General features: G+C 40.7%; 26 protein-coding genes and 2 riboswitches. Of the genes, 18 read left to right on the plus strand and 8 right to left on the minus strand.

Annotation, left to right across the window (positions count from 1 at the left end; translation table 11 throughout):
• Positions 1 to 7 precede the first annotated feature (7 nt).
• From comGC to ACQKL6_RS16170, 6 genes are all read left to right on the plus strand, one after another.
• Positions 8 to 316, plus strand: coding sequence for a competence type IV pilus major pilin ComGC (gene comGC / locus ACQKL6_RS16145; protein ID WP_402869479.1), 309 nt, complete (start codon positions 8 to 10; stop codon positions 314 to 316).
• 40 nt (positions 317 to 356) lie between these two features.
• Positions 357 to 761, plus strand: a complete 405-nt coding sequence (gene comGD, locus ACQKL6_RS16150) for a competence type IV pilus minor pilin ComGD (protein ID WP_402956545.1) — start codon at positions 357 to 359, stop codon at positions 759 to 761.
• Positions 748 to 1,086 (plus strand): hypothetical protein, encoded by a 339-nt coding sequence (locus tag ACQKL6_RS16155; RefSeq protein ID WP_402869475.1) that lies wholly within the window; start codon positions 748 to 750, stop codon positions 1,084 to 1,086. Before comGD ends, ACQKL6_RS16155 begins: the two co-directional genes overlap by 14 nt.
• Positions 1,034 to 1,513, plus strand: a complete 480-nt coding sequence (gene comGF / locus ACQKL6_RS16160; RefSeq protein WP_402869473.1) for a competence type IV pilus minor pilin ComGF — start codon at positions 1,034 to 1,036, stop codon at positions 1,511 to 1,513. The genes ACQKL6_RS16155 and comGF overlap by 53 nt, the downstream gene beginning before the upstream one ends.
• Positions 1,506 to 1,892 carry a competence type IV pilus minor pilin ComGG gene (comGG, locus tag ACQKL6_RS16165; protein WP_427651473.1) on the plus strand — a complete coding sequence of 129 codons (387 nt, stop codon included), beginning with the start codon at positions 1,506 to 1,508 and terminating at the stop codon, positions 1,890 to 1,892. Before comGF ends, comGG begins: the two co-directional genes overlap by 8 nt.
• Before the next feature lie 70 nt (positions 1,893 to 1,962).
• The gene (locus ACQKL6_RS16170; protein ID WP_402869469.1) at positions 1,963 to 2,160 is read left to right on the plus strand and encodes a YqzE family protein; all 198 of its coding nucleotides are present in this window, start codon (positions 1,963 to 1,965) and stop codon (positions 2,158 to 2,160) included.
• 44 nt (positions 2,161 to 2,204) lie between these two features.
• Here ACQKL6_RS16170 and ACQKL6_RS16175 read toward each other — a convergent pair whose 3' ends face one another.
• Complete coding sequence (locus ACQKL6_RS16175; RefSeq protein ID WP_402956547.1) at positions 2,205 to 3,002, minus strand: YqhG family protein; 798 nt, start codon at positions 3,000 to 3,002, stop codon at positions 2,205 to 2,207.
• Entirely contained in the window at positions 2,980 to 4,668 is a 1,689-nt protein-coding gene (locus ACQKL6_RS16180; RefSeq protein ID WP_402956549.1) for a DEAD/DEAH box helicase, read from the minus strand. Before ACQKL6_RS16180 ends, ACQKL6_RS16175 begins: the two co-directional genes overlap by 23 nt.
• Positions 4,669 to 4,988: 320 nt before the next feature.
• Positions 4,989 to 5,083, plus strand: a riboswitch (glycine riboswitch).
• 3 nt (positions 5,084 to 5,086) lie between these two features.
• A riboswitch (glycine riboswitch) is annotated at positions 5,087 to 5,171 on the plus strand.
• A 98-nt stretch (positions 5,172 to 5,269) separates the two neighbouring features.
• On the opposite strand from ACQKL6_RS16180, the gene gcvT reads away from it, so the two are divergent.
• The 3 genes from gcvT to gcvPB are packed head-to-tail and all read left to right on the plus strand — an operon-like array spanning position 5,270 to position 9,192.
• Complete coding sequence (gene gcvT, locus ACQKL6_RS16185; protein WP_403121908.1) at positions 5,270 to 6,376, plus strand: glycine cleavage system aminomethyltransferase GcvT; 1,107 nt, start codon at positions 5,270 to 5,272, stop codon at positions 6,374 to 6,376.
• 18 nt (positions 6,377 to 6,394) lie between these two features.
• A complete protein-coding gene (gene gcvPA, locus ACQKL6_RS16190) occupies positions 6,395 to 7,738 on the plus strand; it encodes an aminomethyl-transferring glycine dehydrogenase subunit GcvPA (RefSeq protein ID WP_427651474.1) in 1,344 nt (447 codons plus the stop codon).
• Positions 7,735 to 9,192 (plus strand): aminomethyl-transferring glycine dehydrogenase subunit GcvPB, encoded by a 1,458-nt coding sequence (gene gcvPB / locus ACQKL6_RS16195; RefSeq protein ID WP_402869460.1) that lies wholly within the window; start codon positions 7,735 to 7,737, stop codon positions 9,190 to 9,192. Before gcvPA ends, gcvPB begins: the two co-directional genes overlap by 4 nt.
• Before the next feature lie 160 nt (positions 9,193 to 9,352).
• On the opposite strand, the gene ACQKL6_RS16200 is transcribed toward gcvPB, so the two are convergent.
• Positions 9,353 to 9,736 carry a rhodanese-like domain-containing protein gene (locus ACQKL6_RS16200; RefSeq protein WP_402869458.1) on the minus strand — a complete coding sequence of 128 codons (384 nt, stop codon included), beginning with the start codon at positions 9,734 to 9,736 and terminating at the stop codon, positions 9,353 to 9,355.
• 197 nt (positions 9,737 to 9,933) lie between these two features.
• Here ACQKL6_RS16200 and ACQKL6_RS16205 point away from each other — a divergent pair, with 197 nt between their 5' ends.
• Together ACQKL6_RS16205 and ACQKL6_RS16210 are read left to right on the plus strand one after the other, a co-directional pair.
• Positions 9,934 to 10,770 carry a lipoate--protein ligase family protein gene (locus ACQKL6_RS16205; RefSeq protein WP_402869456.1) on the plus strand — a complete coding sequence of 279 codons (837 nt, stop codon included), beginning with the start codon at positions 9,934 to 9,936 and terminating at the stop codon, positions 10,768 to 10,770.
• A gap of 387 nt (positions 10,771 to 11,157) precedes the next feature.
• On the plus strand, positions 11,158 to 13,728 hold the full coding sequence (locus ACQKL6_RS16210) for a vitamin B12-dependent ribonucleotide reductase (RefSeq protein WP_403121904.1): 2,571 nt from the start codon (positions 11,158 to 11,160) through the stop codon (positions 13,726 to 13,728).
• Positions 13,729 to 13,929: 201 nt separating this feature from the next.
• Here ACQKL6_RS16210 and ACQKL6_RS16215 read toward each other — a convergent pair whose 3' ends face one another.
• Together ACQKL6_RS16215 and ACQKL6_RS16220 are read right to left on the minus strand one after the other, a co-directional pair.
• Positions 13,930 to 14,469: a PadR family transcriptional regulator gene (locus ACQKL6_RS16215; protein ID WP_427651488.1), complete on the minus strand. Its 540-nt coding sequence runs from the start codon at positions 14,467 to 14,469 to the stop codon at positions 13,930 to 13,932.
• Positions 14,466 to 15,308, minus strand: coding sequence for a sialate O-acetylesterase (locus tag ACQKL6_RS16220; RefSeq protein ID WP_403121902.1), 843 nt, complete (start codon positions 15,306 to 15,308; stop codon positions 14,466 to 14,468). The genes ACQKL6_RS16215 and ACQKL6_RS16220 overlap by 4 nt, the downstream gene beginning before the upstream one ends.
• A 332-nt stretch (positions 15,309 to 15,640) precedes the next feature.
• On the opposite strand from ACQKL6_RS16220, the gene ACQKL6_RS16225 reads away from it, so the two are divergent.
• A complete protein-coding gene (locus ACQKL6_RS16225) occupies positions 15,641 to 16,885 on the plus strand; it encodes an MFS transporter (protein WP_427651475.1) in 1,245 nt (414 codons plus the stop codon).
• Positions 16,886 to 16,914: 29 nt separating this feature from the next.
• Here the strand turns inward: ACQKL6_RS16225 and ACQKL6_RS16230 are convergent, their stop codons facing one another.
• Positions 16,915 to 17,097: a hypothetical protein gene (locus ACQKL6_RS16230; protein ID WP_427651476.1), complete on the minus strand. Its 183-nt coding sequence runs from the start codon at positions 17,095 to 17,097 to the stop codon at positions 16,915 to 16,917.
• A gap of 135 nt (positions 17,098 to 17,232) precedes the next feature.
• Between ACQKL6_RS16230 and splB the strand changes: the two genes are divergently transcribed.
• Positions 17,233 to 18,258: a spore photoproduct lyase gene (gene splB, locus ACQKL6_RS16235; RefSeq protein WP_402986212.1), complete on the plus strand. Its 1,026-nt coding sequence runs from the start codon at positions 17,233 to 17,235 to the stop codon at positions 18,256 to 18,258.
• Positions 18,259 to 18,337: 79 nt separating this feature from the next.
• Positions 18,338 to 19,219, plus strand: coding sequence for a patatin-like phospholipase family protein (locus tag ACQKL6_RS16240; protein ID WP_402956561.1), 882 nt, complete (start codon positions 18,338 to 18,340; stop codon positions 19,217 to 19,219).
• 19 nt (positions 19,220 to 19,238) lie between these two features.
• Here the strand turns inward: ACQKL6_RS16240 and ACQKL6_RS16245 are convergent, their stop codons facing one another.
• Positions 19,239 to 19,613 (minus strand): SA1362 family protein, encoded by a 375-nt coding sequence (locus ACQKL6_RS16245; RefSeq protein WP_402869444.1) that lies wholly within the window; start codon positions 19,611 to 19,613, stop codon positions 19,239 to 19,241.
• 130 nt (positions 19,614 to 19,743) lie between these two features.
• Complete coding sequence (locus tag ACQKL6_RS16250; RefSeq protein WP_402986208.1) at positions 19,744 to 20,697, minus strand: DUF1385 domain-containing protein; 954 nt, start codon at positions 20,695 to 20,697, stop codon at positions 19,744 to 19,746.
• Between the two features lie 345 nt (positions 20,698 to 21,042).
• On the opposite strand from ACQKL6_RS16250, the gene ACQKL6_RS16255 reads away from it, so the two are divergent.
• The 4 genes from ACQKL6_RS16255 (at position 21,043) to efp (ending at position 23,740) form a co-directional block, all read left to right on the plus strand.
• Positions 21,043 to 21,555 carry a YqhR family membrane protein gene (locus ACQKL6_RS16255; protein ID WP_427651477.1) on the plus strand — a complete coding sequence of 171 codons (513 nt, stop codon included), beginning with the start codon at positions 21,043 to 21,045 and terminating at the stop codon, positions 21,553 to 21,555.
• A 93-nt stretch (positions 21,556 to 21,648) separates the two neighbouring features.
• Positions 21,649 to 22,098: a type II 3-dehydroquinate dehydratase gene (gene aroQ, locus ACQKL6_RS16260; protein ID WP_427651478.1), complete on the plus strand. Its 450-nt coding sequence runs from the start codon at positions 21,649 to 21,651 to the stop codon at positions 22,096 to 22,098.
• Entirely contained in the window at positions 22,095 to 23,156 is a 1,062-nt protein-coding gene (locus tag ACQKL6_RS16265) for a M24 family metallopeptidase (protein WP_427651479.1), read from the plus strand. The genes aroQ and ACQKL6_RS16265 overlap by 4 nt, the downstream gene beginning before the upstream one ends.
• Positions 23,157 to 23,182: 26 nt before the next feature.
• Positions 23,183 to 23,740 carry an elongation factor P gene (gene efp, locus ACQKL6_RS16270; protein WP_402869434.1) on the plus strand — a complete coding sequence of 186 codons (558 nt, stop codon included), beginning with the start codon at positions 23,183 to 23,185 and terminating at the stop codon, positions 23,738 to 23,740.
• Positions 23,741 to 23,764 lie beyond the last annotated feature (24 nt).

A 23,764-nucleotide genomic window follows, 5' to 3' on the forward strand; every position in this document is an offset into this window, starting at 1 on the left:
GATTAATATGAAGAAATATTTAAACGAAAAAGGCTTTACGTTAATTGAAATGCTTATTGTATTGCTCGTCATCTCGATTCTGCTGATTATCACCATACCGAACATCACGAAGCATCAATCGACCATCCATTCTAAGGGGTGTGAGGCTTTTGTCAAAATGGTTCAGGCCCAAGTCCAAGCTTATGAGATAGACAATTCCAAGTTGCCTTCCGGTATTAATGATTTGGAAACTCAAGGATACCTTAAACAGAAATCCTGTCCGAATGGGGACAGCATCAGCATTGACAATAAAGGAAAGGTTACAGTCGTTGAGTAGAAAATTCGGGGAGGATAGCCCTTCCTCCGGAGGATTCACCATGTCCGAGACCCTGATTGTCCTTGTGGTATTTATTCTATTAAGCACTCTAGGCCTTAACCTATATCCAAGTTTTTCAAAGGGAATGCACAATAAGATGTTCCTTAATCAATTGAATGAAGATATTTTTTATGCACAACAGTATGCAATAAGTCACGAAAGCTTAATTTATTTCTATGTGGATAACGATATTTACACGATTTACTCTTATAAGGAAGAAGTGATACTAGAGAGAAAGATACCGCCGGACGTACAGTTCATGAATGGGACATTAGGGGCTTCTTTTTATTTCAATCAATATGGAAATGCTTCAAAAGCCGGTACGATGACCATTGATACTTCAAAGGGGAAATACAAGCTGGTGGTCAATATCGGTAAAGGGAGGTTCAGGATTGAGAAACAGTAAAGGATACGTCTACTTAGAAATGATAGCCTCTTTTTCCATTTGTGTATTCCTAGTGATTTCCATGCTTCCTATTCTTGAAGATTCGATGTCCAATCGTAAGAACGTAGTTTTGAGGGCGGATGCCCATCATTTGCTGTATGAAAGATTGTTGGCATATATGGATGGGGAAATACAGGCTATCCACGAAGAAATTACGTACCAGGAAAAATCGTATGAATTGACCTGGAATGTCCAAAAGGAGTTTCCGGATATGGTTGAAGGATGTGTCCGATATGAAAATGCAAAGGGGAAGTATGAATCGATTTGTGATGTTGCGAAAAAGTGAAGGGTTTACCATGATTGAAATGCTCTTTTCCTTAATGATCCTGCTGACCCTTTCCCTTTTTATCCTCCAGTTTTTCTCAATCATTCAATCCCAGATAGGAACAAAAAATAGAATACATCCTAAAGAGTGGGAGATCTTTACGTTGCAAATGCAACAGGAAGTCAGAAGCTCCAAAAGCCAGGATGTTGTGGGGAATAAATTATATTTACTTTCAGGAGAGGATTTGTCTTTAATCGAGCAATATAATGACAAGCTTAGAAGACGGGTTAACGGGGAGGGCCATGAGGTCATACTCCAGAACATTTCGAATGTGAAGGTTGAAAAGGATGGCAACGTCATCGTGCTCAATATAACGGATAAAGCAGGTCAGACCTTTATACGAAGGTTCCATCCCTTCATTAAAAGTGAGTTGGTGGCTGATGAATAATCAAAAAGGAGTCATATTCCCAATGGTTATGATTATAGCTAGTGTTTTTATCATGTTCACGATACTGATGATTGATCAATTCATTATTGATAAAAAATTTTATAAAGAAGTAGAAGAGACCTTACTTTCCGATCACTTAGTGCATCTGGCCGTTAATGAAGTGACAGCCGAATGGGAGGATGAGGTACCCAAAAGCATTCAGGGGGAAATCGCCTATCCTAATGGTGATGTTCACTATAGGTTAACGAAGCAGGATGTGCGATATGCCTATATCGAATTTTCTTCTATCACCAAAAATAAGCGAACAGGCCGAATCATCATTCTATATGATAAAAAACTAGGTAGAGTGATAGAATGGATAGAAAAACTGAAGGACTAACGTGTCGATTTGTGGTGAATACGAATATGGAATACGAATATGGGGCATACTTGGTCATGGGTGATAATGTATGTCTACGAACGCTTATATCAAATATATTACACAACAAATCGTACAGTATTTCAATTTAACCAAGAGAGAAAGAAAAGAAAAGCGCCGTCATCGGAAAGAGGATAAGGAGCCTAGAGTTTCTCACTGGTTTGGAATTGTCCCTTTCGCAGTGTCCATGTTCATTAAAAAAGTCAAAAAAAGAAAGCAGATGTCTTGAATTCATAGACATCTGCTTTTCTTAATGATTGGCTAAAGAGACCATTATGCTAATGATTGGTCGGATAAATAGAATAGCCCGCCATTGATGATGGTAATTTGGATATTTGGCTCATATTGGGCTTGCAATGCCTGTTTCTCAGTGAAGTAGCTTTCGCTTTTCTCTTCCATATCCTTATAAAAATGTTCCAATAGATTCAAGTCTGTCTGCCACCGTTCCATCGCTTCTTCCGCCCAGGTATGATCATCATTCTCGAAGCTTTTACGAATATACGTATCGAGTCTGGATAGCCCGCTTTTAGGCATGATCAAGGGGGAAAGTGTAAAAGAATAATCCGGTATTTTGGGAGTGACCTTGACCGACAGGAGACGCTCATTGAATCCTTCTATGAATTCACCGGAAATTAAATTAAGTCCTATGGACATGAAGATATCTTTTTTTCTGTCACACTGATAAGAGATTTTTACATTTTGGGTGAGCCAAGGAAAAAGTGGACTTTGGCCCGTCTTTAAGGGAGGCCTATCCTCAAAAAGCCTGATGAAACCTGCCAGCCTCTTGGTCGACTGGATAATTTGGTGGAGCCGTGGCGAACCAAAATGAATGATTTCCCCTTTCAAATCAGGCGGTGCCAGTTCGGGATGGGTGATGAACGTAAGCATGCCAGGATTCGGTATCCCACCGGTTTTTTCGAGATAGTGCCAATAAAAAGGTCTGTTCATGAGTTCCTTATCCATTTCGATCGTTAACTGAACAGTGAGATATGAAGAGGTATTTTCCAACACTTCACATGCGTTGGATTGAAAGTAGGTTATTAAAAAATCATGAATTTCCTGTTGCTGCATGGATTTCACCATCCTTCATAGCTTGTGCGAACTGAATCATGGAAGACAAATTATCCATTTTAATTTTCATTTCTCCTTCTGATTTGGACTCTCCGACAACATCAATTAAATATTCCTCGATATTGTTAATATCCAACTTCGTTAAAATATCATCCAATTCTCCAATTACCTTTTCAAATAAGTGGATTTTTTCATAAAGCAATTTCAAAATATGCTCTTCGACTGTATTTTTAGTGGCAAAGTTATAAATCATGACGTCTTCTTCTTGACCAAGTCGATGAATCCGTCCAATCCTTTGTTCCAACCTCATTGGATTCCAAGGCAAATCAAAATTGATCAAGTGATGGCAAAATTGTAGGTTGATTCCTTCTCCTCCGGCTTCGGTGGCAATCAATACCTGGATTTTCTTCTGGAATAGTTCCTTCATCCAATCTTTTTTACCACGCTTAAACCCTCCGCGGAATGGAACGGATGAAATGCCATGCTGTTGCAGGTACCATTGTAGATAAAGCTGTGTAGCGCGATATTCGGTGAAAATAATGACCTTGTCATCAATTTTCTTAATAAGTTCCAAAGCCTTCTCTGCCTTTGAATTTTGTTCGGTGAGGTTTACTTTCTCAAACAGATCATCTAATCTTGCTTCAAAGTCAGCCGATGGTTCTTTGTATTTTTCCTTCATATTCTTCAATGTATAGTAGACTGCTTCTCGGCTGCTGCATGCTTCCCTTTGAAGGGTGAGTGAAGAAAAAGCACTTCCTTTTGTTCCGTCTGATATTGGTTTAAACTTCGTTACGGCATCATACAAGGCTTGTTCAGTTGGTGAAAATTCAATGATGATCGTCTCTACACGCCGTTTCGTCCATTCAATTCCAGTATCGGCACGTCGGTTTCTTATCATGACCGTATTGACAAGCTCCTTTAAGTGCTCATCTTCTAGAATGTTCCGGCCTTTCCCTTTGTATTTTTCGGAAAAGAGTGCGGCATTTCCTAGGTGTCCAGGCTTTAATAATGAAACGAGATTAAAGATTTCCTCGATTTTATTCTGAATGGGTGTAGCAGTCAGCAACAAACAGAATTTCTTTTTAAGATTTTGGACAAATTCATAATTTTTCGTTTTATTATTTTTAAGTTTATGAGCTTCATCAATAATGATAAAGTCATATTCTTGATTGAAAATGATATCCCGATGGGGGGCTCGCTTAGCCGTATCGATGGAGGATATGACGATATCGCATGATTCCCATACATAACTCTTCCTTTGAACTACTGCAGGAATATGAAACTTCGTATTCAGTTCGAAAGCCCATTGGGTGACAAGTGATGCGGGTACAAGGATCAAAACCTTTTTAACCAGTCCCCGAATCATATATTCTTTTAAAATCAATCCCGCTTCGATAGTCTTACCAAGACCGACCTCATCAGCCAATATGGCTTTGCCATTCATCTGTTCAACCACCTGACGTGCAGCCTCTAATTGATGGGGAAGGGGAGTCAGTTGTTGAAGGTGCTTAGGCGCTTGTAAGCCTTCGAAATCAGGAATAATTAGGTTCTCTTCCATTTGGATGGCCAGTTTATAAAGATCCCAATTTCCCCATGGACCGTCGTTTTCCATCTTTTGCAGAAATTCATCATTCCAATCAGAACTGAAGGATATATTGATTTTCATTGATTCTTGCTCCTTCTTAAAACATAATTTTCTTAGTTTCTTTAGACCATGAACTTTTTTATAGGTTAATAAAATCTTTCTCCACGAAAGTTATTGCAGAGTAAAGTATCTTAGGGTAGGATGTAAATATATTTAGAAAATTGCAATAGTAATGAAGTTAGAAGGAAAATATTCTTCTTGGATAATAATTTTAGTTATTATAGTATTAGCATTTGGATAGTGCTTTATCCAAAGATCAACAATGAGCAGATTGGTACCCATTTCACGCAAATGGATGACCATCAGGTGGGGAATTTTCAGTCTTTTCCATCAATATGCGGGTGAGGATAAGGGGAGAGACTACCATCTACATATGTAGCGCCGAAGGAGCAAACTTAGCAGTGAATCTCTCAGGCAAATGAACTCTTATCGGACGCGACTCTGGAGAGCGCCAATTATTTAATGACGGCCACCAAAGGGGAAAACCTATAATAATAGGTAAACTTTCAGGTTTCAGGACAGAGAAAAAGCCATTTTGGCTTTCTCTGTCCTTTTTTGTGTCTTTTTTTTAAGGAATATCAGGTGAAAGAGAACAAGCAAAAAAATTGAAGGAGGTCATTTTTTGAGCGATTTAAAAAGAACGCCATTATTCGAGGTTTACAGTGAGCACGGTGGAAAAACAATCGATTTTGGTGGGTGGGAACTGCCCGTGCAGTTTACCGGCATAAAAGATGAACACGAAGCTGTGCGTACAAGAGGTGGCTTATTTGATGTGTCGCATATGGGAGAGATTGAGGTAAAAGGTTTCGGGAGCCTTTCTTTTTTACAAAAGATGTTGACGAATGACGTAGCCAAGCTGAAACAGGGCGGAGCGCTATACACAGCCATGTGTTATGAAAATGGGGGGACCGTGGACGATCTTATCGTTTACCAAAAAGCGGAAGAGGATTATCTGCTTGTGGTCAATGCAGCCAACATCGAGAAAGACTTCAATTGGCTTCAGGCGAATGGTATGGAAGGTGTCAGCATCAATAATGTTTCAAACGATTATGCGCAACTTGCTCTGCAGGGTCCTCGAGCGGAGAAAGTATTGCAGAAGATTACCGAGCAAACCGATTTAAGCACAATTGGCTTTTTTAAATTTAAAGAAGATGTCCACATTCATAATATATCCACGATGGTTTCACGTACAGGGTATACGGGGGAAGATGGTTTCGAGATATATTGCCGAAGTGAGGATGGTCCAGCCCTCTGGAGAAAAATTTTGGAAGCTGGTAAAGATGATGGGATACAACCGATTGGGCTGGGAGCCCGTGATACCCTTCGATTCGAAGCGAAACTACCGCTTTATGGTCAAGAGCTTTCGCCGGACATCACCCCAATCGAAGCGGGGATTGGTTTTGCGGTTAAACCGGATAAGGCGTCAGACTTTTTTGGAAAAGCCGTGCTTGCCGAACAAAAGGAAAAAGGGGCACCACGTAAGCTTGTTGGAATCGAAATGATTGACCGGGGCATACCTCGGCATGGCTATAAAGTATATAACGGGGAGAAACTCATTGGCGAAGTGACGACAGGGACTCAGTCACCAACATTGAATAAAAATGTAGGATTGGTCCTTATCGATAAGAATCACTCAAGTCTATCCACGGAAGTAGAAGTGGAAATCCGTTCTAAGAGACTGAAAGCCATTGTTATCCAAACACCTTTTTATAAAAATACACGAAAATAGAAGGGAATGGTCCATAAGATGAAACATCGTTACTTACCGATGACAGAGCAGGATAAAAAAGAAATGTTGGAAGTTATAGGGGTCATATCCGTCGATGATCTCTTCAGCGATATACCAGAAAATGTCCGATTTCAAGGTGAATATGACATAAAACCAGCAAAATCAGAGCCAGCTTTAATGAAGGAACTATCAAAACTGGCTTCCAAAAATGCGGATTTGAAAAACTATGCATCTTTCCTTGGGGCTGGTGTGTATGATCATTATTCACCTGTCATCGTCGATCACGTCCTATCCCGTTCGGAGTTTTATACAGCCTACACTCCCTATCAACCGGAAATTTCTCAAGGAGAGCTTCAGGCCATCTTTGAATATCAAACGATGATATGTGAATTGACGGGTATGGAGGTTGCGAATTCCTCGATGTATGACGGTGGAACAGCCTTAGCTGAAGCGGCCATGCTTGCTGCCGGACAAACGCGCCGGAAAAAGATTTTATTATCATCTACTGTCCATCCTGAATCAAGGGAAGTGGTGAAAACCTACGCAAAGGGTCAACGGGTGGAGGTCATCGAGATTCCTCATAAAGACGGAGTCACAGATATTGCTGCTTTAAAAGACCTGGCTTCGGATGATATTGCAGGCGTCATCGTACAGTACCCCAACTTCTTTGGACGCATCGAGCCGTTGAAGGAAATGGAAGCAATCATACATAACGTGAAATCGATGTTTATCGTATCGAGTAATCCGCTTGCACTTGGTGCATTGACTCCGCCGGGAAAACTCGGTGCCGATATCGTGACGGGTGATGCTCAGCCATTCGGCATTCCAGCCGCATTCGGCGGACCTCATTGCGGATATTTCGCGGTCACGAAAAAACTGCTACGGAAAGTGCCGGGCCGTTTAGTCGGTCAGACAGTGGATGAGGATGGAAAACGGGGCTTCGTACTGACGCTCCAAGCACGTGAGCAACATATACGCCGTGACAAAGCTACATCCAATATTTGTTCCAATCAGGCATTGAACGCATTGGCAGCCGCTGTAGCCATGACTGCTCTAGGGAAAAAAGGCGTCAGAGAAATGGCCGTCCAGAATATTCAAAAAGCCCATTACGCAAAAAAGACGCTCCAAGCACAAGGAATTGAAGTGGTCTTTGAAGGACCTTCGTTTAATGAATTTGTCATTAAGTTGCCTCTTCCCTACAAAGATATCAATAAGAGGCTCTTTGAAAAAGAAATGATTGGTGGTTTTGACCTGGGCTCCGTTTATCCCGAGTTGAAAAATCATATGCTAGTGGCTGTAACGGAACTAAGAACAAAAGAAGAAATCGATGCATTTGCGCAGGAACTGGGGGATCAACTATGAATAATCAAGATCAATCACTCATTTTTGAAATCAGTACAGCCGGTCGAATCGGGTATAGCCTTCCTGAAATGGATGTAGCGGATATTCCACTAGAAGAAATCCTGCCTGTGGAATATATACGTACGGAGGAAGCCGAGCTTCCGGAAGTTTCCGAGCTTGATATCATGCGTCATTATACGGCTTTATCCAAACGGAACCATGGAGTGGACTCTGGGTTTTATCCACTCGGCTCCTGTACGATGAAATATAATCCGAAAATTAATGAAAATGTCGCCAGGTACAATGGTTTTGCCCATATCCATCCATACCAGGACCCAGAAACCGTCCAAGGTGCTCTAGAGTTGTTATTTGATCTTCAGGAACATTTGACGGAAATTACAGGAATGGATCAAGTGACCTTGCAGCCTGCTGCCGGGGCGCATGGTGAATGGACTGGGCTCATGATGATCAGGGCTTTCCATGAAGCGAATGGAGATGTAAACCGTACGAAAGTCATCGTCCCCGATTCGGCCCATGGAACGAACCCGGCTTCGGCAACAGTTGCCGGACTAGAGACGATTACGGTAAAATCCAATGAATTCGGGCTCGTGGACCTTGAAGACTTGAAGCGAGTGGTAGGACCAGATACAGCAGCATTAATGCTTACGAATCCAAATACATTAGGCTTATTCGAAGAGGATATCCTGGAGATGGCACAGCTTGTCCATGACGCCGGTGGAAAGCTTTATTATGACGGGGCTAACCTGAATGCTGTTCTTTCCAAAGTGCGTCCAGGAGATATGGGTTTTGACGTTGTTCATTTAAATCTCCATAAAACATTCACTGGACCCCATGGCGGAGGAGGACCTGGTTCAGGTCCGGTTGGGGTGAAGTCGGATTTAATTCCCTATTTGCCTAAACCGATCGTGACAAAAGAGGGCGATCAGTTTGTCCTTGATTATGACCGTCCACAATCCATTGGAAGGGTCAAGCCCTATTATGGGAACTTCGGCATCAATGTAAGGGCTTATACGTACATAAGGTCAATGGGACCGGATGGACTTAAGGCCGTTACGGAGAATGCCGTCATCAATGCAAATTATATGATGCGACGTTTGGAACCATTTTTCGATTTGCCATATAATCGCCATTGTAAGCATGAATTTGTATTGAGTGGTCGGAGGCAAAAGCAGTTGGGAGTCCGTACATTAGATATTGCGAAAAGACTACTTGATTTTGGGTATCATCCACCAACCATATATTTTCCGTTAAATGTAGAAGAAGGAATGATGATCGAACCGACGGAAACGGAGTCAAAAGAAACACTGGACGCTTTCATAGATGCAATGATACAAATAGCCAAGGAAGCCGAAGAAACCCCTGAAATCGTTCAGGAGGCTCCCCATACCACGGTTATTAAACGCCTGGATGAAACATTGGCCGCTAGAAAACCAATTCTTCGTTATCAAGCATGATGCTGAAAAAACCCCTGCCAGATGGCGGGGGTTTTTTATTTGGTAAAATTCATATGTATCTCGGGAAATAACATGCTTGGCCTGTTAAGCATGAGTTCCCTATTGAACAGTATGATATGTTTCAAAACCGGATAAGATGTAAGGTTTAGGCAATTGGGCCTTATTTCTTCGCCTTGATCTTCCCTGTCCACATTTTGAAACCGCCTTTTAAGTGAAAAAGTTCCCTGTAGCCTTTTTTATATAGCATGGCTGCCGCTCTTCCGCTAATGATTTCACTTTGAGCATACAAGTATACAGGCTTGTCCTGCCTAATTTCCACTAAGCGGGTCTTCATTTGTGTCATAGGGATATTTCTTGCCCCTAAGATATGTCCATTATCAAAATCATTAGGTTCCCGTACGTCAATTAATTGAACTTTTCTGTAATTAGCGATAAATTCTTCCTGTGTTAAGGTTTTAACGATTTTACGTTGACGGAACCAATTAAATAGTGAATATGCAACGATGGCTACTATGATGATAATCAGTGTATATAAGATATCCAACCATAAAAACTCCCTTCTACCTAAACGAATACAGACAATGTCTATTATATAATTGGTTTCTCCAATAATCAAAAAAAATTTTATAAATATTTGGTGGAATAGCTTACTTTCTTTTTTACGTTGCTAAACTCTGGTAAACTACTACTTGTGAGTTTTTTTAGAGGGTTTAATAAGCCTACGTGAAAAGAGGGGTAATCGTGACGAAAGAAAAATGGGGATTCATTGATTCAGGCGATTGTTCACCTGCTTATAATATGGCAATGGACGAAGCACTCTTGAATTGGCAGAGTAATGGGGAAATCCCTCCCATGATCCGGTTTTACGGGTGGAACCCGGCTACATTATCCATCGGGTATTTTCAAAGGGCTGAGACCGAAATCGATTTGGCGGAAGTTGAAAGGCAAGGCTTAGGTTTTGTCCGTAGGCCTACAGGCGGTCGGGCTGTTTTGCATGAACATGAACTCACCTATAGCGTCATTGTCCCAGAGTCTTATCCGGGAATGCCGAATACAGTGACCGAAGCATATCGGGTGATTTCTGAAGGGATATTGAAGGGGTTCAGAAACCTCGGACTGGATGCCTATTTCTCTGTGCCTGAAACTGAACAGGATAAAGAGATGCTGAAATCTCCAAAGTCCTCAGTTTGCTTTGATGCGCCAAGCTGGTATGAACTGGTTGTTGAGGGAAGGAAAGTTGCGGGCAGCGCACAAACGAGACAAAAAGGTGTTATCCTTCAGCATGGAGCCATCCTGCTTGAACTTGATGAGGAGAAGCTATTTAGTGTATTCAAGTTCTCCGATGATAAAGTAAAAGAGAAGATGAAAAACAATCTGAGAAACAAAGCAGTGGCCATCAATGACATTGCTGGTAGAAAAATAACTATTTCCGAGGCGAAGGTAGCCTTTGAAAACGGTTTTTCTGAGGGTCTGTCGATTGATTTGAAACCATATGTGCTGAGTGAAAAGCAATTACAGGAAGTGAAGGACATCGCCAAAAATAAATATGAAAGTGATGACTGGAATTTTTTGAGGTAGAAAAAGAGGGGAAGCGAGAGTCGGGAATAAATAAGTTTTTTCAGATTTGTGTGAACAAGCATGTATTCCTTGTAACGTCAGTGCTTTGAAAGAGGCGGGCAAAATGCAATGTTCAAATTCATTGAAATCTGTCTAATTTTTATTATAAATCGACATTTTCCTCCCTTTTACTAACTCAATTAATTGATTCACCGTTTGACAAAATTAAAAGACAATCAACCACAACACAATATATAGTGGTTAAAATAAATACTTAAACACTACATGTTGAATTTTGTGTTTCGCTATGATAAATTTAGTGTAACTTGTTAAGCGAAACGGACATGTAGGTTACATATTGATTTTTGCAACAAGAACGGATCTGAAACATGTAAAGGAGAGGGAATTATGTCGGTTGTAATTAAAGAAGCTTTAAAGGTTGATCTAGAAAGGTTGAATGAAGATATATCTTTATTTCCCCAAGTTCATCCTGTAACGGCTGATATGAAAATGATGCATAAGGGCGTGTCCCGTCTAGTTATGCTTGACCGCTATTCTTTTAAGGATACTGAAAAAATCACACTCTCTGCTGGCGATTTTGTAGTATTGACAATTAAAGAAGATCCGAAATTTCCTGCACGTGGTCTTGGCCATATCGTTGAAATAGATTGGGAATCGAAAAAGGCAAAGGTTTTAGTGGATGAAGAGTTCCGCGGAGTGCTGGATAATCCGGAAGAAGTGGAAACAGGAATCATTAATCGGCCGCTTGATATCATCGAAAAGCCGCTTGAAATATATTACGAGCAAATTGCCAAGCGTAATGCAACTGGTTTGGCTTCAGTGGAAACGACTGAAGAAAAAAGAACGGAATGGTTCAATAAATTTTATGAAGAATTAAAGGACCTTAATTTCGTGCCGGCCGGCCGGGTATTATATGGCGCTGGTTCTAACACGGATGTAACGTACTTTAATTGTTATGTCATGCCGTTTGTACCAGATTCACGCGAAGGGATTTCCGAGCATAGAAAGCAAGTCATGGAGATCATGAGCCGTGGTGGTGGAGTCGGTACGAATGGCTCTACTCTCCGTCCAAGAAACACCCTTGCGAAAGGGGTCAATGGCAAGTCTTCAGGTTCTGTTTCATGGCTTGATGATATAGCGAAATTGACTCATTTGGTTGAACAGGGTGGAAGTAGACGCGGTGCCCAAATGATCATGCTTACTGATTGGCATCCAGATATTGCGGAGTTCATTATTTCAAAAATGCAAAACCCAAGGATTCTTCGTTACCTAATGGAGAACACAAAAGATGAAACCATAAAGAAATATGCATCGGATAAATTGAAGTTCACACCGCATACCGAACAAGAAACGGCGATGTACCAAGGAATCATTAATTATAAAGAGATTCCGGGTCTAGGTGGATTCAGTGAAAAAATCATTAGGGATGCTGAAGAAAAAGTTCGCGTAGGCGGAACGTATAGCGTCCACAATCCGGACTTTTTGACTGGTGCCAATATCTCAATCTGCTTAACCAAAGAGTTCATGGAAGCCGTCGAAAAAGATACGGAGTATGAGTTGCGCTTCCCTGATGTCGAAAGCTACGACGCGGAAGAAATGGCGATTTATAATGATGAGTGGCACAATGTAGGAGACGTACGCGAGTGGGAAAAAATGGGCCATAAAGTCCGGGTTTACCGTAAGATCCGTGCTAAGGAGCTTTGGAACCTGATTAACATTTGTGCGACGTACTCAGCAGAACCGGGAATATTCTTTATTGATAATGCCAATGAGATGACGAATGCAAAAGCTTATGGACAGCAAGTCGTTGCTACGAATCCATGTGGTGAACAGCCATTGGCTCCATTTTCAGTGTGTAACCTGGCAGCGGTCAATTTAGCTGAGATGGCGGATAAAGATAATAAGACCGTTAACTTCGAAAAACTTAAGAAAACAGTTGAAGTGGGCGTGCGGATGCAAGATAACGTCATTGATGCAACCCCTTATTTCCTAGAGGAAAACAAAAAACAAGCACTCGGCGAGAGACGGGTTGGATTAGGTGTCATGGGACTGCATGATTTGCTAATTTATTGTGAAACCGAGTATGGATCAGAAGAAGGAAAAATCCTGGTGGACAAAGTGTTTGAAACGATTGCTACGTCTGCTTACAGGGCTTCGGTTGAACTTGCAAAAGAAAAAGGCAGCTTCCCGTTCCTGAAGGGAACGTCGGATGAAGAAACGAATGAGCTTAGAACGCGCTTCACGAATACTGGATTCATGAAGAAGATGCCTGAGGATATTCGTACAAGCATTGCCGAGCACGGTATCCGGAACTCCCATTTATTGACCGTGGCTCCTACGGGCAGCACAGGTACGATGGTCGGCGTTTCGACAGGTCTTGAACCATACTTCTCGTTCACATATTTCCGTAGCGGACGTTTAGGGAAATTCATTGAAGTCAAAGCGGACATCGTTCAGGAATACTTGGATCGTCATCCTGAAGCCGATCCTGATAACCTTCCTGAATGGTTTATTTCGGCGATGGAATTGGCTCCTGAAGCCCATGCGGATGTTCAATGCATCATTCAACGTTGGATTGATAGCTCAATCAGTAAAACGGTTAACGCCCCAAAAGGGTATACCGTCGAGCAGGTCCAAAAAGTGTACGAGCGCTTATATAAAGGCGGCGCAAAAGGTGGAACGGTTTATGTAGATGGAAGCCGTGACAGCCAGGTTCTTACATTAAAAGCTGAAGAAAACCAAATGGAACAGCAGCTTGAAATGGATGGCTTAACAGATGTGGAAGAAAAGAAAAAAGTCGTTCTGGTTGATACCATCAATGAACTGCGTTCGACTAATGTAACGATAGGTTCGGAAGTGGGTAACACGTGTCCAGTTTGCCGTAAGGGTGAAGTCCAGGAAATGGGCGGATGCAATACTTGTACGAATTGTGGTGCCCAATTGAAGTGCGGGCTTTAAACCAGTAATGAAAAGATGTATCGTTCAAAAAAAACAGCCCTTTGGATTAAGATAGTCCAAAGGGCTGTTTTTTAATGTCTAGAGGATTTCAGTGTGATTTCAAGTAGAGGAATGTTCTATTATTGAAAACCTTTTTATGGATTCCTTAAATAAATATCCCCTATCAATTTTACTAAGTAATATTGATAGGGGATATTATATTTATGCATTGGGTTCTTCTATTTCTTCTTTCAATTCTTTAAACCATTTTAAGTTCACTTGATGATGAGAACGAGAATTTTCGTTCATGCGGCGAAAATAATCGATTTTACCAGGAAATTCTTTTGTGATGGCTAGATAATCATCGAGGAGAGCAATTCGAGCTTCAGTCTGGTCAATTTGTGCTTGAATTAATTTTAATAATTTATATTTATCGAAATCATCTGCAAAGAGTAACGCCACATAGCATTGTAAGTTGACATATTCGGATTTAGTTCCAAACTTCACCATTAATTTTTCGAATTCTTCCATTCCTGAATTTGTGATAGTAAAACGGTGGATTTCGCGCCCATTGCTTGAAATTGTTTGATGAACTTGTTCAATCAAGCCTTTTTCATCAAGTTGTTGTAAGTTGTAATAAAATGAACCCTTCGTAAAGTTAACGATATACTTATAATGTCGTTTTTCCATTAAAGTTAGTAGTTCGTAGCCATGCGCTCCAGGATTTTGGATCAGCAGGCCAAGTATAAGCAAGGGGATTATGATTGCATCACCTTCATCATTTTTGCTTCAAATTCAGCGTATGTGATTTTGCTTAAAGCCATATTCATACTATGAATATAAATTTGTTCGGTTTTTGAATAGTCAGTATTGGTTTTTAATGATTGTTCTTCATTCGAAAGAGGTGTTAGGACATCGCACTTTTTCGAAAATGCCTCGTAGTAGCGATAACCAAATTTTCGTTGCGAAACAGCGTCCAAATGAATACCGTCCGGATTGGCTGTTAAGCCTTCTGCCGTTACAAAGTAACAGTTTTGCTGAGTATGAGCAAATCGGAGTAACTGTTCATTAACTTGTTGAGACTCTGTTGCGTATTTTCCAAAACCTATTTTCCCTAAAAAGTCACCAAGTCCACCAATGATTAAAGGGACATCTTCAAGTCCTAATTCTTTTCTTAAAGTATCAATAATCAGGACCAATTTCTCATAATATGTTTCATGAAGACCATGGTTGCTATCACTTTCGCCTTGGTGCCAAAGAATACCGCAGATTTCACTAGACTCAAGCGCAAATCGAGCTTCAGATAAAGCATGTTTAAAAAGGGTACCTTCTGGATGCCAATCATTTAAAGAACTGCCGCCTTCCGCACAAGGAATTAAGCCAATTTCATCATCAGGATTGACTTTCGACCATTCCTCTGCAAAAGATGCTGCGAGACTTACACCAGCAACAGGACGATCGTAATTAATCGGTTCGGTCATCATTTGCCATTGACCATTGCGTAGCATTTTTATTTTTTCATTATAGATAGGATCTACTTCATGCAAGAATCCACGTCCTGCCATATTTGACTGACCTAACATTAAAAAAGATTTTGTCATTTAATTTTCACGCCTTTGGATAACTGATATAGCCTAATTAGACTTTCATCATTATATAGTCTAATTAGACTATCGTCAACTTGTTTGTCTACAAGGAACTTTTACTAACGAAAAATATAGAATCCCATCATGCTGATTACTTTATATGTCATACTTAAACTTATTAAAAAGCTACAAAAAGTCGTCGAGGTAAGCTAAGGAGCTTTCCTCGACGACTTTTTGAGTTATTCCCTATTAGCATGTCCCAACCCTTTTTTTTGGAAAATGTCTTTATGAAGTATTTTCAGTTTTATGGTTAGACTATTCATTATCAACATTAATGAGGTGTTTGAATGGAAAACCAGAAAGGTAATAGTAAGGTTAGCGTGTGGTGTATTGTAAGCATGGCTTCGATTCCTCTCGTTATGACCCTGGGGAATTCAATGCTTATACCCGTACTACCGGTTTTTGAAGAGAAAGTGAATATCACTTCATTTCAATCGAGTATGATAATCACCAGTTATTCGGTCGCGTCCATCTTTCTTATCCCCGTGGCGGGTTACTTATCTGATCGCATAGGAAGAAAAAAAGTCATACTACCGAGTCTAATATTAGCTTTAATTGGAGGATTGATTGCAGGGTTCGCATCCTGGAAAATGGACAGTCCATATACCTGGATAATCATTGGGCGGATCCTTCAAGGGATTGGAGCATCTGGGGCGTCACCTATTATTCTTCCGTTAGTGGGGGACCTTTATAAGGATGACGATGAAAAGACCAGCTCGACGCTTGGCATCATCGAAACGTCAAATACGTTCGGCAAAGTTTTAAGTCCGATTTTAGGATCTTTGTTTGCAGCTGTCCTTTGGTTCCTTCCGTTCTTTTCCATTTCCTTTTTTAGCCTGATCTCAATCATTTTCGTATTCTTTTGCATCAAGGTTCCAAAAAATGAAGATGAGCCCCTTAAGTTCAAGGAATTCTTAAAAAAAACGAAGGCTACCTTTAAGAAAGAAGGAAAATGGCTGTTCGTAGTCTTCATATTGGGTGTTTTCGTCATGCTCATTCTTTTTGCGGTGCTATTTTTCTTATCGGATAATCTGGAGAAATTGCATCATCTAAAAGGAGTGAAAAAAGGCTTTATATTGGCTATCCCTTTATTATTCCTGTGTATCTCCTCTTATATAGCGGGGAGGAAAATCAAAGGAAGCATTCCTTTGATGAGAAAGATCATTTTGGTCAGTTTAATACTGATGTCGGCAAGCGTGGCATTTGTCGGATATACAAAGGCCAAACTCGTGATCATGCTCATTCTAGTGAGTATATTGGGGATTGCCATTGGGGCCCTCCTTCCAACATTGGATGCGCTCATCACTGAAAATATCGAAAAGGAACAACGAGGAACCATCTCGTCTTTTTATAGCGCGGCCAGGTTTATCGGTGTCGCGGCAGGACCACCGCTCATGTCTGTGTTAATGAAAAATCATTTAAACATGAGTTATATTATTTCCGCCGTGATTGGTCTCATCTTGCTATTCCTCGTCTTTAAAATCATTAATAAAAAAACATTGAAACCGGACGACAAGAAAGCCGAATCCTAAAGGAATCGGCTTTCTCTTTGTTGTATCTGTCAGTTGTTTTCCATTTGTTGGCCGATTTCTTTTTCGGCCAGCTCAAGATTTGCACTTCTTAAAATGGAGTACTTGTCGACAGAGTCTCCAGGGATACGCTGTGAAGTTGGATTTTCATTAACTGTGACAGTCATTTCTTTATTTTCGGTTACTTTTCGGAATGTATTTTGCTTCTTTGACATATTGCATCTCCTTTCCATTATTTACAGAATAAAAACCATCATGAGGATTTTAGAAGTGGCAAAAGCTATCCTTATATATAGGTTGTCTAGTTTAACTAAAACTATGACCGGATCGGTCAATGAATGGAGATGGATATGAAACCCTTTATCCCACAGCTTGTTTATATCGAACCACGGGCCCTTGAATACCCCTTAGGTAGAGAACTGAAAAAGAAGTTTGAGGACATGGGTATCGAAATCCGTGAAACGACCTCTCATAATCAAATTCGGGACTTACCCGGAGATAATGATCTTCAAAAGTATCGTGTAGCTAAATCCACACTGGTTGTAGGTATCAGAAAGACATTGAAATTCGATACCTCTAAACCTTCGGCCGAGTATGCCATTCCTTTGGCCACAGGCTGTATGGGGCACTGTCATTATTGCTATTTACAGACAACGCTTGGTACCAAACCATATATAAGGACCTATGTTAATCTGGATGAGATTTTTGAGGCTGCAGAAAACTACATGAACGAAAGAAAACCAGAAATTACCCGTTTCGAGGCCGCTTGTACATCTGACATCGTCGGCATTGACCATTTGACACATTCATTAAAACGGGCTATCGAATACTTTGGCAAAAGTGAATATGGTGTGCTTCGGTTTGTAACCAAATTTCATCATGTCGATCATCTCTTGGATGCAAAGCATAATGGTAAGACAAGATTCAGGTTCAGCATCAATTCAAGGTATGTGATCAAGAATTTTGAACCTGGTACCTCAAGCTTTGACGAGAGGATAGAGGCAGCACGAAAAGTGGCGGGTGCGGGCTACCCATTAGGATTCATCGTCGCTCCCATTTATAGGCATGAAGATTGGCAGGGAGGGTATTATGAACTCTTCCAACGATTGAGCGAGGGCTTAAAAGGAGTCGACATACCGGATTTAACGTTTGAATTAATACAACATCGCTTTACGGGGCCTGCTAAAAGAGTGATTCAAAAAAATTATCCCAAAACAAAGTTGGAACTGGATGAAACCAAACGGAAATATAAATGGGGCCGTTATGGAATCGGTAAATACGTTTATCAAAATGAAGAAGCAAAAGAGTTGGAAACGACAATAAGAGAGTATATAGAGGAATTTTTTCCGAAAGCTGTAGTTCAGTACTTTACTTAAAGAGAAAAGTTTCGCCAAAACAGTCATAATAAGCCCTGCTCCTGCTTAAAAATGAATAGACCGGGTGGGGAGGGCAGCTATGATCATTGACGGCGTATTTTCCGGAGGCGGGATAAAAGGCTATGGATTATTGGGTGGATTCCAAGAGTTGGAGGAACGTGGATTTACATTTCATAGAACTGCAGGAACAAGTGCGGGTTCTATTATAGCTGCCTTCATAGCAGCTGGGTATACAGGGGAAGAAATGGAGAAACTCTTTATTGATATAAACCTATCTGGTTTATTGGATAGGAGACACGGTCTTATACCGATTCCTTTTGCAAAATGGCTTTTAGTTTATTGGAAATTGGGATTATACAAGGGGGAGGCATTAGAAAAATGGGTAGCTCAAAAACTGGCTATCAGAAATGTGGTTACCTTCAAAGATCTTCCCCCTCAATCTCTTCGCATAATCGCTTCGGATATCACAAATGGGAAGTTGGTCGTCCTACCTGATGATTTGAAGAACTATGGGATTGACCCTCATACTTTTTCAGTGGCTAAAGCAGTAAGGATGAGCTGCAGCATTCCCTATTTTTTTGAACCAGTCAAGCTGAATGTAGGAAAAAGTACGGCCCTATTCGTTGATGGGGGAGTATTGAGCAACTTCCCCATGTGGTTATTCAATTCTGAACATGTACGAAAGGAACGACCCGTCATCGGTTTGCGATTGAGTGCGGATGAAATATGGAAGCCACATGAGGTAGGAAACGCCGTGGAGTTATTCTCGGCCCTGTTCAAAACGATGAAGGATGCTCACGATTCACGTTATATATCCAAAAAACATGTTAACAACATCGTTTTTATTCCGATGAAGGGGATTTCCGCGATGGATTTCAATATGAATGATGAGATGAAGGGGGAATTAATAGAACGTGGACGAATTTACACAAGGGAGTTTTTAAAACGATGGACCTATTAAAAAGAAAAAAATCGGGCTCCTAAAATGAGGCCCGATTTTTCTTTTTATTTTTTTTTCCTTCAATGACCGTCAAGTGACTCTCCGTTTTCTTACGTGCTAAACCTTTCTTGGACGTTTTCGCTGCCGAAAAGCTAGCCACATTATCCTTTTTCGAAGTTTTGCTCTTTAGCCGCTTTTTCGACTGACGTGCAGCCTTACGAAATGCCTGTTGCTCTTTTTTCACTGGCTTACTCTTTGTTAATCCGGTGTAGATCATATAAATAATCCCAGCGACCGCGGCAATAATCAGAATATTCTTTAGGAGTCCGATTGGGTCAGTAACCATTCTGCTTATCAGTCCGAAGACTCCGAGGGCGATGATTCCGTATATCAAAATAGATATGAAACGTTTCAACAAAGACACCTCCTTAAGAGCATCATAAGCATTTTTAGCTTATTTTAAACATTATCCATTCAAAATATTCCCAAAAAATAAAGAGGGAGTAATACTTATCATATTATTCCGAAAGTCAGTTATAAGTGTTTTACACAATAACATCCGAGTCTAAACCTTCCTCCGTACTTTTTTCCATCTTTAAGAGCTCATTGAAGGAAGCGAGTGCAACCTCGACCTGATCGTCTGAAGGGGATTTTGTGGTTAACAATTGAAGCCAAAGACCAGGATATCCAAGGTAACGAAGAACAGGAATATCTCTCACTTTATTCGTCAACTGCAATACCTCAAAAGCTATGCCTAGGACGACAGGGATAAGTAAAACGCGATCCACGACACGGAGCCAAAGAGGATCGGTCGGGACGAGAAGGTACACAAACATGCCGACAATGACAGTAAATAGAATAAAGCTACTGCCGCAACGGTAATGAAGCCTTGAACTTGCCTGGACATTGGCCACATTCAATTCTTTGCCACTTTCAAAGCAATTAATCACTTTATGCTCTGCCCCATGATATTGGAACACGCGCTTGATTAATGGGGTCATGGATACTACGTAAATATATACGAGCAGTAGTATCAATTTAAATAAGCTTTCCACTAGGATCTGTGCCAGGTGACTAGAGAATATGGGTCTTGTCAATTCTGCAAGGAAAACGGGAACGAGGGTGAACAGCAATTTCCCGAATAGGAATGATAGAACACCGATAACAGCCACACTTAACCATACACTAAACCTTGAAGACTCCTTGACTTCTTTTTTCTTTTCTACTTTGGTTCCTTCAGCTTCCTCTTCATACTGTTCTGTGGAAAAATTAAGATGTTTAGAGCCATTTGCACTTGATTGTATAAGGGCAACGATTCCCCGTACAAATGGGATTTTTTTTAGCCGATTCATCACAGGCTTTGATTCTCGTGGTAAATGGTAATACACGATCGTTGAATCCTTGCGACGGACAGCGGTGACTGTGTGATGCTTGCCGCCAAACATGACGCCTTCCACGACAGCCTGCCCTCCATAAACGGGTTTTTGAACCTCAGACATTTCTACACCAACCTAAATAGTTTTTCACGTAGCTCTCTCATGGATGCTAACATGTATAGCCTAAAATATGTTCAGGTTTTTAAATCGACCTTTCATCAATCTATTGATGATGAGCGGGGAACTTATTCCTAAACACGAACATAAATGAACCATCTCAGGAAGAAACATTCTTATACATATAAACTTCAACATTGAATGGATATTATCCTTTGAGAAAAGTACATTATTTATGAGTTAATCATACAGAATAATAACAAAAACCTCTAGTAAATCTACCCTCGAAGGCCCAAAAAAGAAAATATTCCTATTTAAGAAAGGACATACTATATATCGGAGGTGTTTAAGGTGTCTACAAATGAAACAGGTAATCATCAGCAAGAGAATAAAAGTTTGTTGCTTGCCAATGTATTTGCCATTGGTATTTTTGGGGGAATCTTTGCTAGTTTAGCCGGAGTGGCGGCACATTATTTTAAGTTTATGGAGTTTAGTCCGAAATTCATCTTAACTTCCTGGTCGGATATGTCCTGGATTGACCGTTGGCAGGGAACGATGATGACTTTGCTAGTGTTCGGAATCCTCTCCATTGGTGTTGCTTTCATATATTATGGGCTTTTTAAAAAAATTAAAAGCATTTTTGCTGGTCTGATTTATGGTGTGATTTGCTGGGCATTACTGGTTTTTGTTTTCAAGCCAATGTTTTCAGATTTGCCCGCTGTTTCGAAGATGTCATCTAATTCCGTCATAACCAGTGTTTGCATTTTTGTTTTATACGGTCTTTTTGTAGGATATTCTATATCCTATGACCATCAGGAATATCTGCGTCAAAAAGAAATCGCTGAAAATCAATCGGGAAGCTGATCGGGCCGTTTGTAAAAAAGTAGTAAGACAATTTGTAATTATGATAGAATATTCATGGAAAGCATTATTTAACCATGAGCAGGTGTTGGAAAGATGATAAAAATTTTATTAATTAATGGTCCGAACCTTAATCGATTAGGTAAACGGGAACCGGTTCATTATGGCTCCTCTACCCTAGAAGATGTGGAAGCCCAATTGAATGAGCAAGCAGAAGGGTTAGATGTGGACTTGAGCTGTTTTCAATCTAATCATGAAGGTGCGATCATCGATAAACTACATTGGTCAGAAGATCATGGATTCGATGGGGTCATCATTAATCCAGGAGCATTCACGCATTACAGCTATGCGATTCGTGATGCGATTGCCGGTATTGATGTTCCGGTTATTGAGGTGCATATTTCGAATATACATGCCCGTGAGAGTTTCCGTCACGAATCGGTTACTGCCCCGGTATCAGCTGGACAGATTGTCGGATTGGGAATGCATGGATATGAATTGGCGTTACAGGCCATTACGAAAATTGCAAGGGGGATAATTAAATGAATAAACTGGAACGGTTGCGCGAATCAATGGAAAAAGTGAACGTTGATGGGATATTAATTACAAGTACATATAACCGCCGGTTTATGACTAACTTCACGGGAAGTACCGGTGTCGTGCTGGTTTCACAGAAAGAGGCTAAGTTCATCACGGACTTTCGATATGTAGAACAGGCGGGGACCCAGGCTAGGGGTTTTGAAATCGTTCAACATAAAGGAACACTCCTTGAAGAAGTCGGGAAACAAGTTGAAGAGATGAAAATTACCAAATTGGGCTTTGAACAAGACCATATGACATTTGCCACATATAAGGCTTATGAAAAGGCTATCAAAGCTCAACTTTTGCCGTTGTCGGGAGTAATTGAGAATTTACGCTTGATAAAGACTTCTTCAGAGATTAAGATATTAAAGGAAGCGGCTGCTATCGCTGATGCTGCCTTTACACATATTCTTGATTTTATTCGTCCAGGCGTCACTGAGCTGGATGTGTCCAATGAACTTGAATTCTTCATGAGGAAACAAGGCGCAACTTCATCTTCTTTCGATATCATTGTCGCATCAGGTGTTCGATCTGCTCTTCCACATGGTGTTGCAACGGATAAGACTATCGAAAAAGGTGACTTCATCACATTGGATTATGGTGCGTACTATAATGGATATGTATCGGATATCACCCGCACATTAGCAGTCGGTAAGCCAAGTGAAGAACTTATTAATATTTATGACATTGTTTTAGAAGCTCAATTACGCGGCATGGCTGGGATTAAACCTGGGATGACGGGTAGGGAAGCGGATGCACTAACTCGCAATTTAATTGAAGAAAAAGGGTTTGGACAATACTTTGGACACTCGACGGGACATGGAATTGGTCTTGAAGTCCATGAAGGTCCCGCATTATCCGTAAGGTCTGATATCATTTTAGAACCAGGCATGGCAGTTACCGTTGAACCAGGGATTTACCTACCGGGAATTGGCGGAGTACGCATTGAAGATGATACAATCGTTACATTAAGTGGTAACGAAGCACTTACTCATTCATCAAAAGAGTTAATCATTCTGTAAACATGTACATGTAGGAGGACAAATTTATGATTTCAGTAAACGATTTTCGCACAGGTGTAACCATTGAAGTAGATAATGGAATTTGGCAGGTTATTGAATTCCAACACGTTAAACCAGGTAAGGGAGCGGCATTTGTACGTTCTAAATTACGTAATCTTCGTACAGGTTCCATCCAAGAAAAAACTTTCCGCGCCGGTGAAAAAGTGGCGAAAGCACATATCGAGAACCGCAAAATGCAGTATCTTTATGCAAGTGGAGACAGCCATGTATTCATGGATAACGAAACATACGACCAAATCGAACTTCCAGCATCAAGTATCGAACGCGAATTGAAATTCTTAAAGGAAAACATGGAAGTACATATCTTGACTTTCCAAGCGGAAACACTAGGCGTCGAGCTTCCTAATACAGTTGAACTTGAAGTTGCTGAAACAGAGCCAGGCATTAAAGGCGATACATCTTCAGGTGGAACAAAAACTGCTGTACTTGAAACGGGCCTTTCCGTTCAAGTGCCATTCTTCATCAACCAAGGCGACAAATTATTGATTAACACAAACGAAGGTTCATACGTATCACGTGCCTAAGTTAACCTAAGTCATAAGAAGTCC

It is taken from the genome of Peribacillus sp. NPDC097197 (genome assembly GCF_050278025.1).
Taxonomy (GTDB): domain Bacteria; phylum Bacillota; class Bacilli; order Bacillales; family DSM-1321; genus Peribacillus.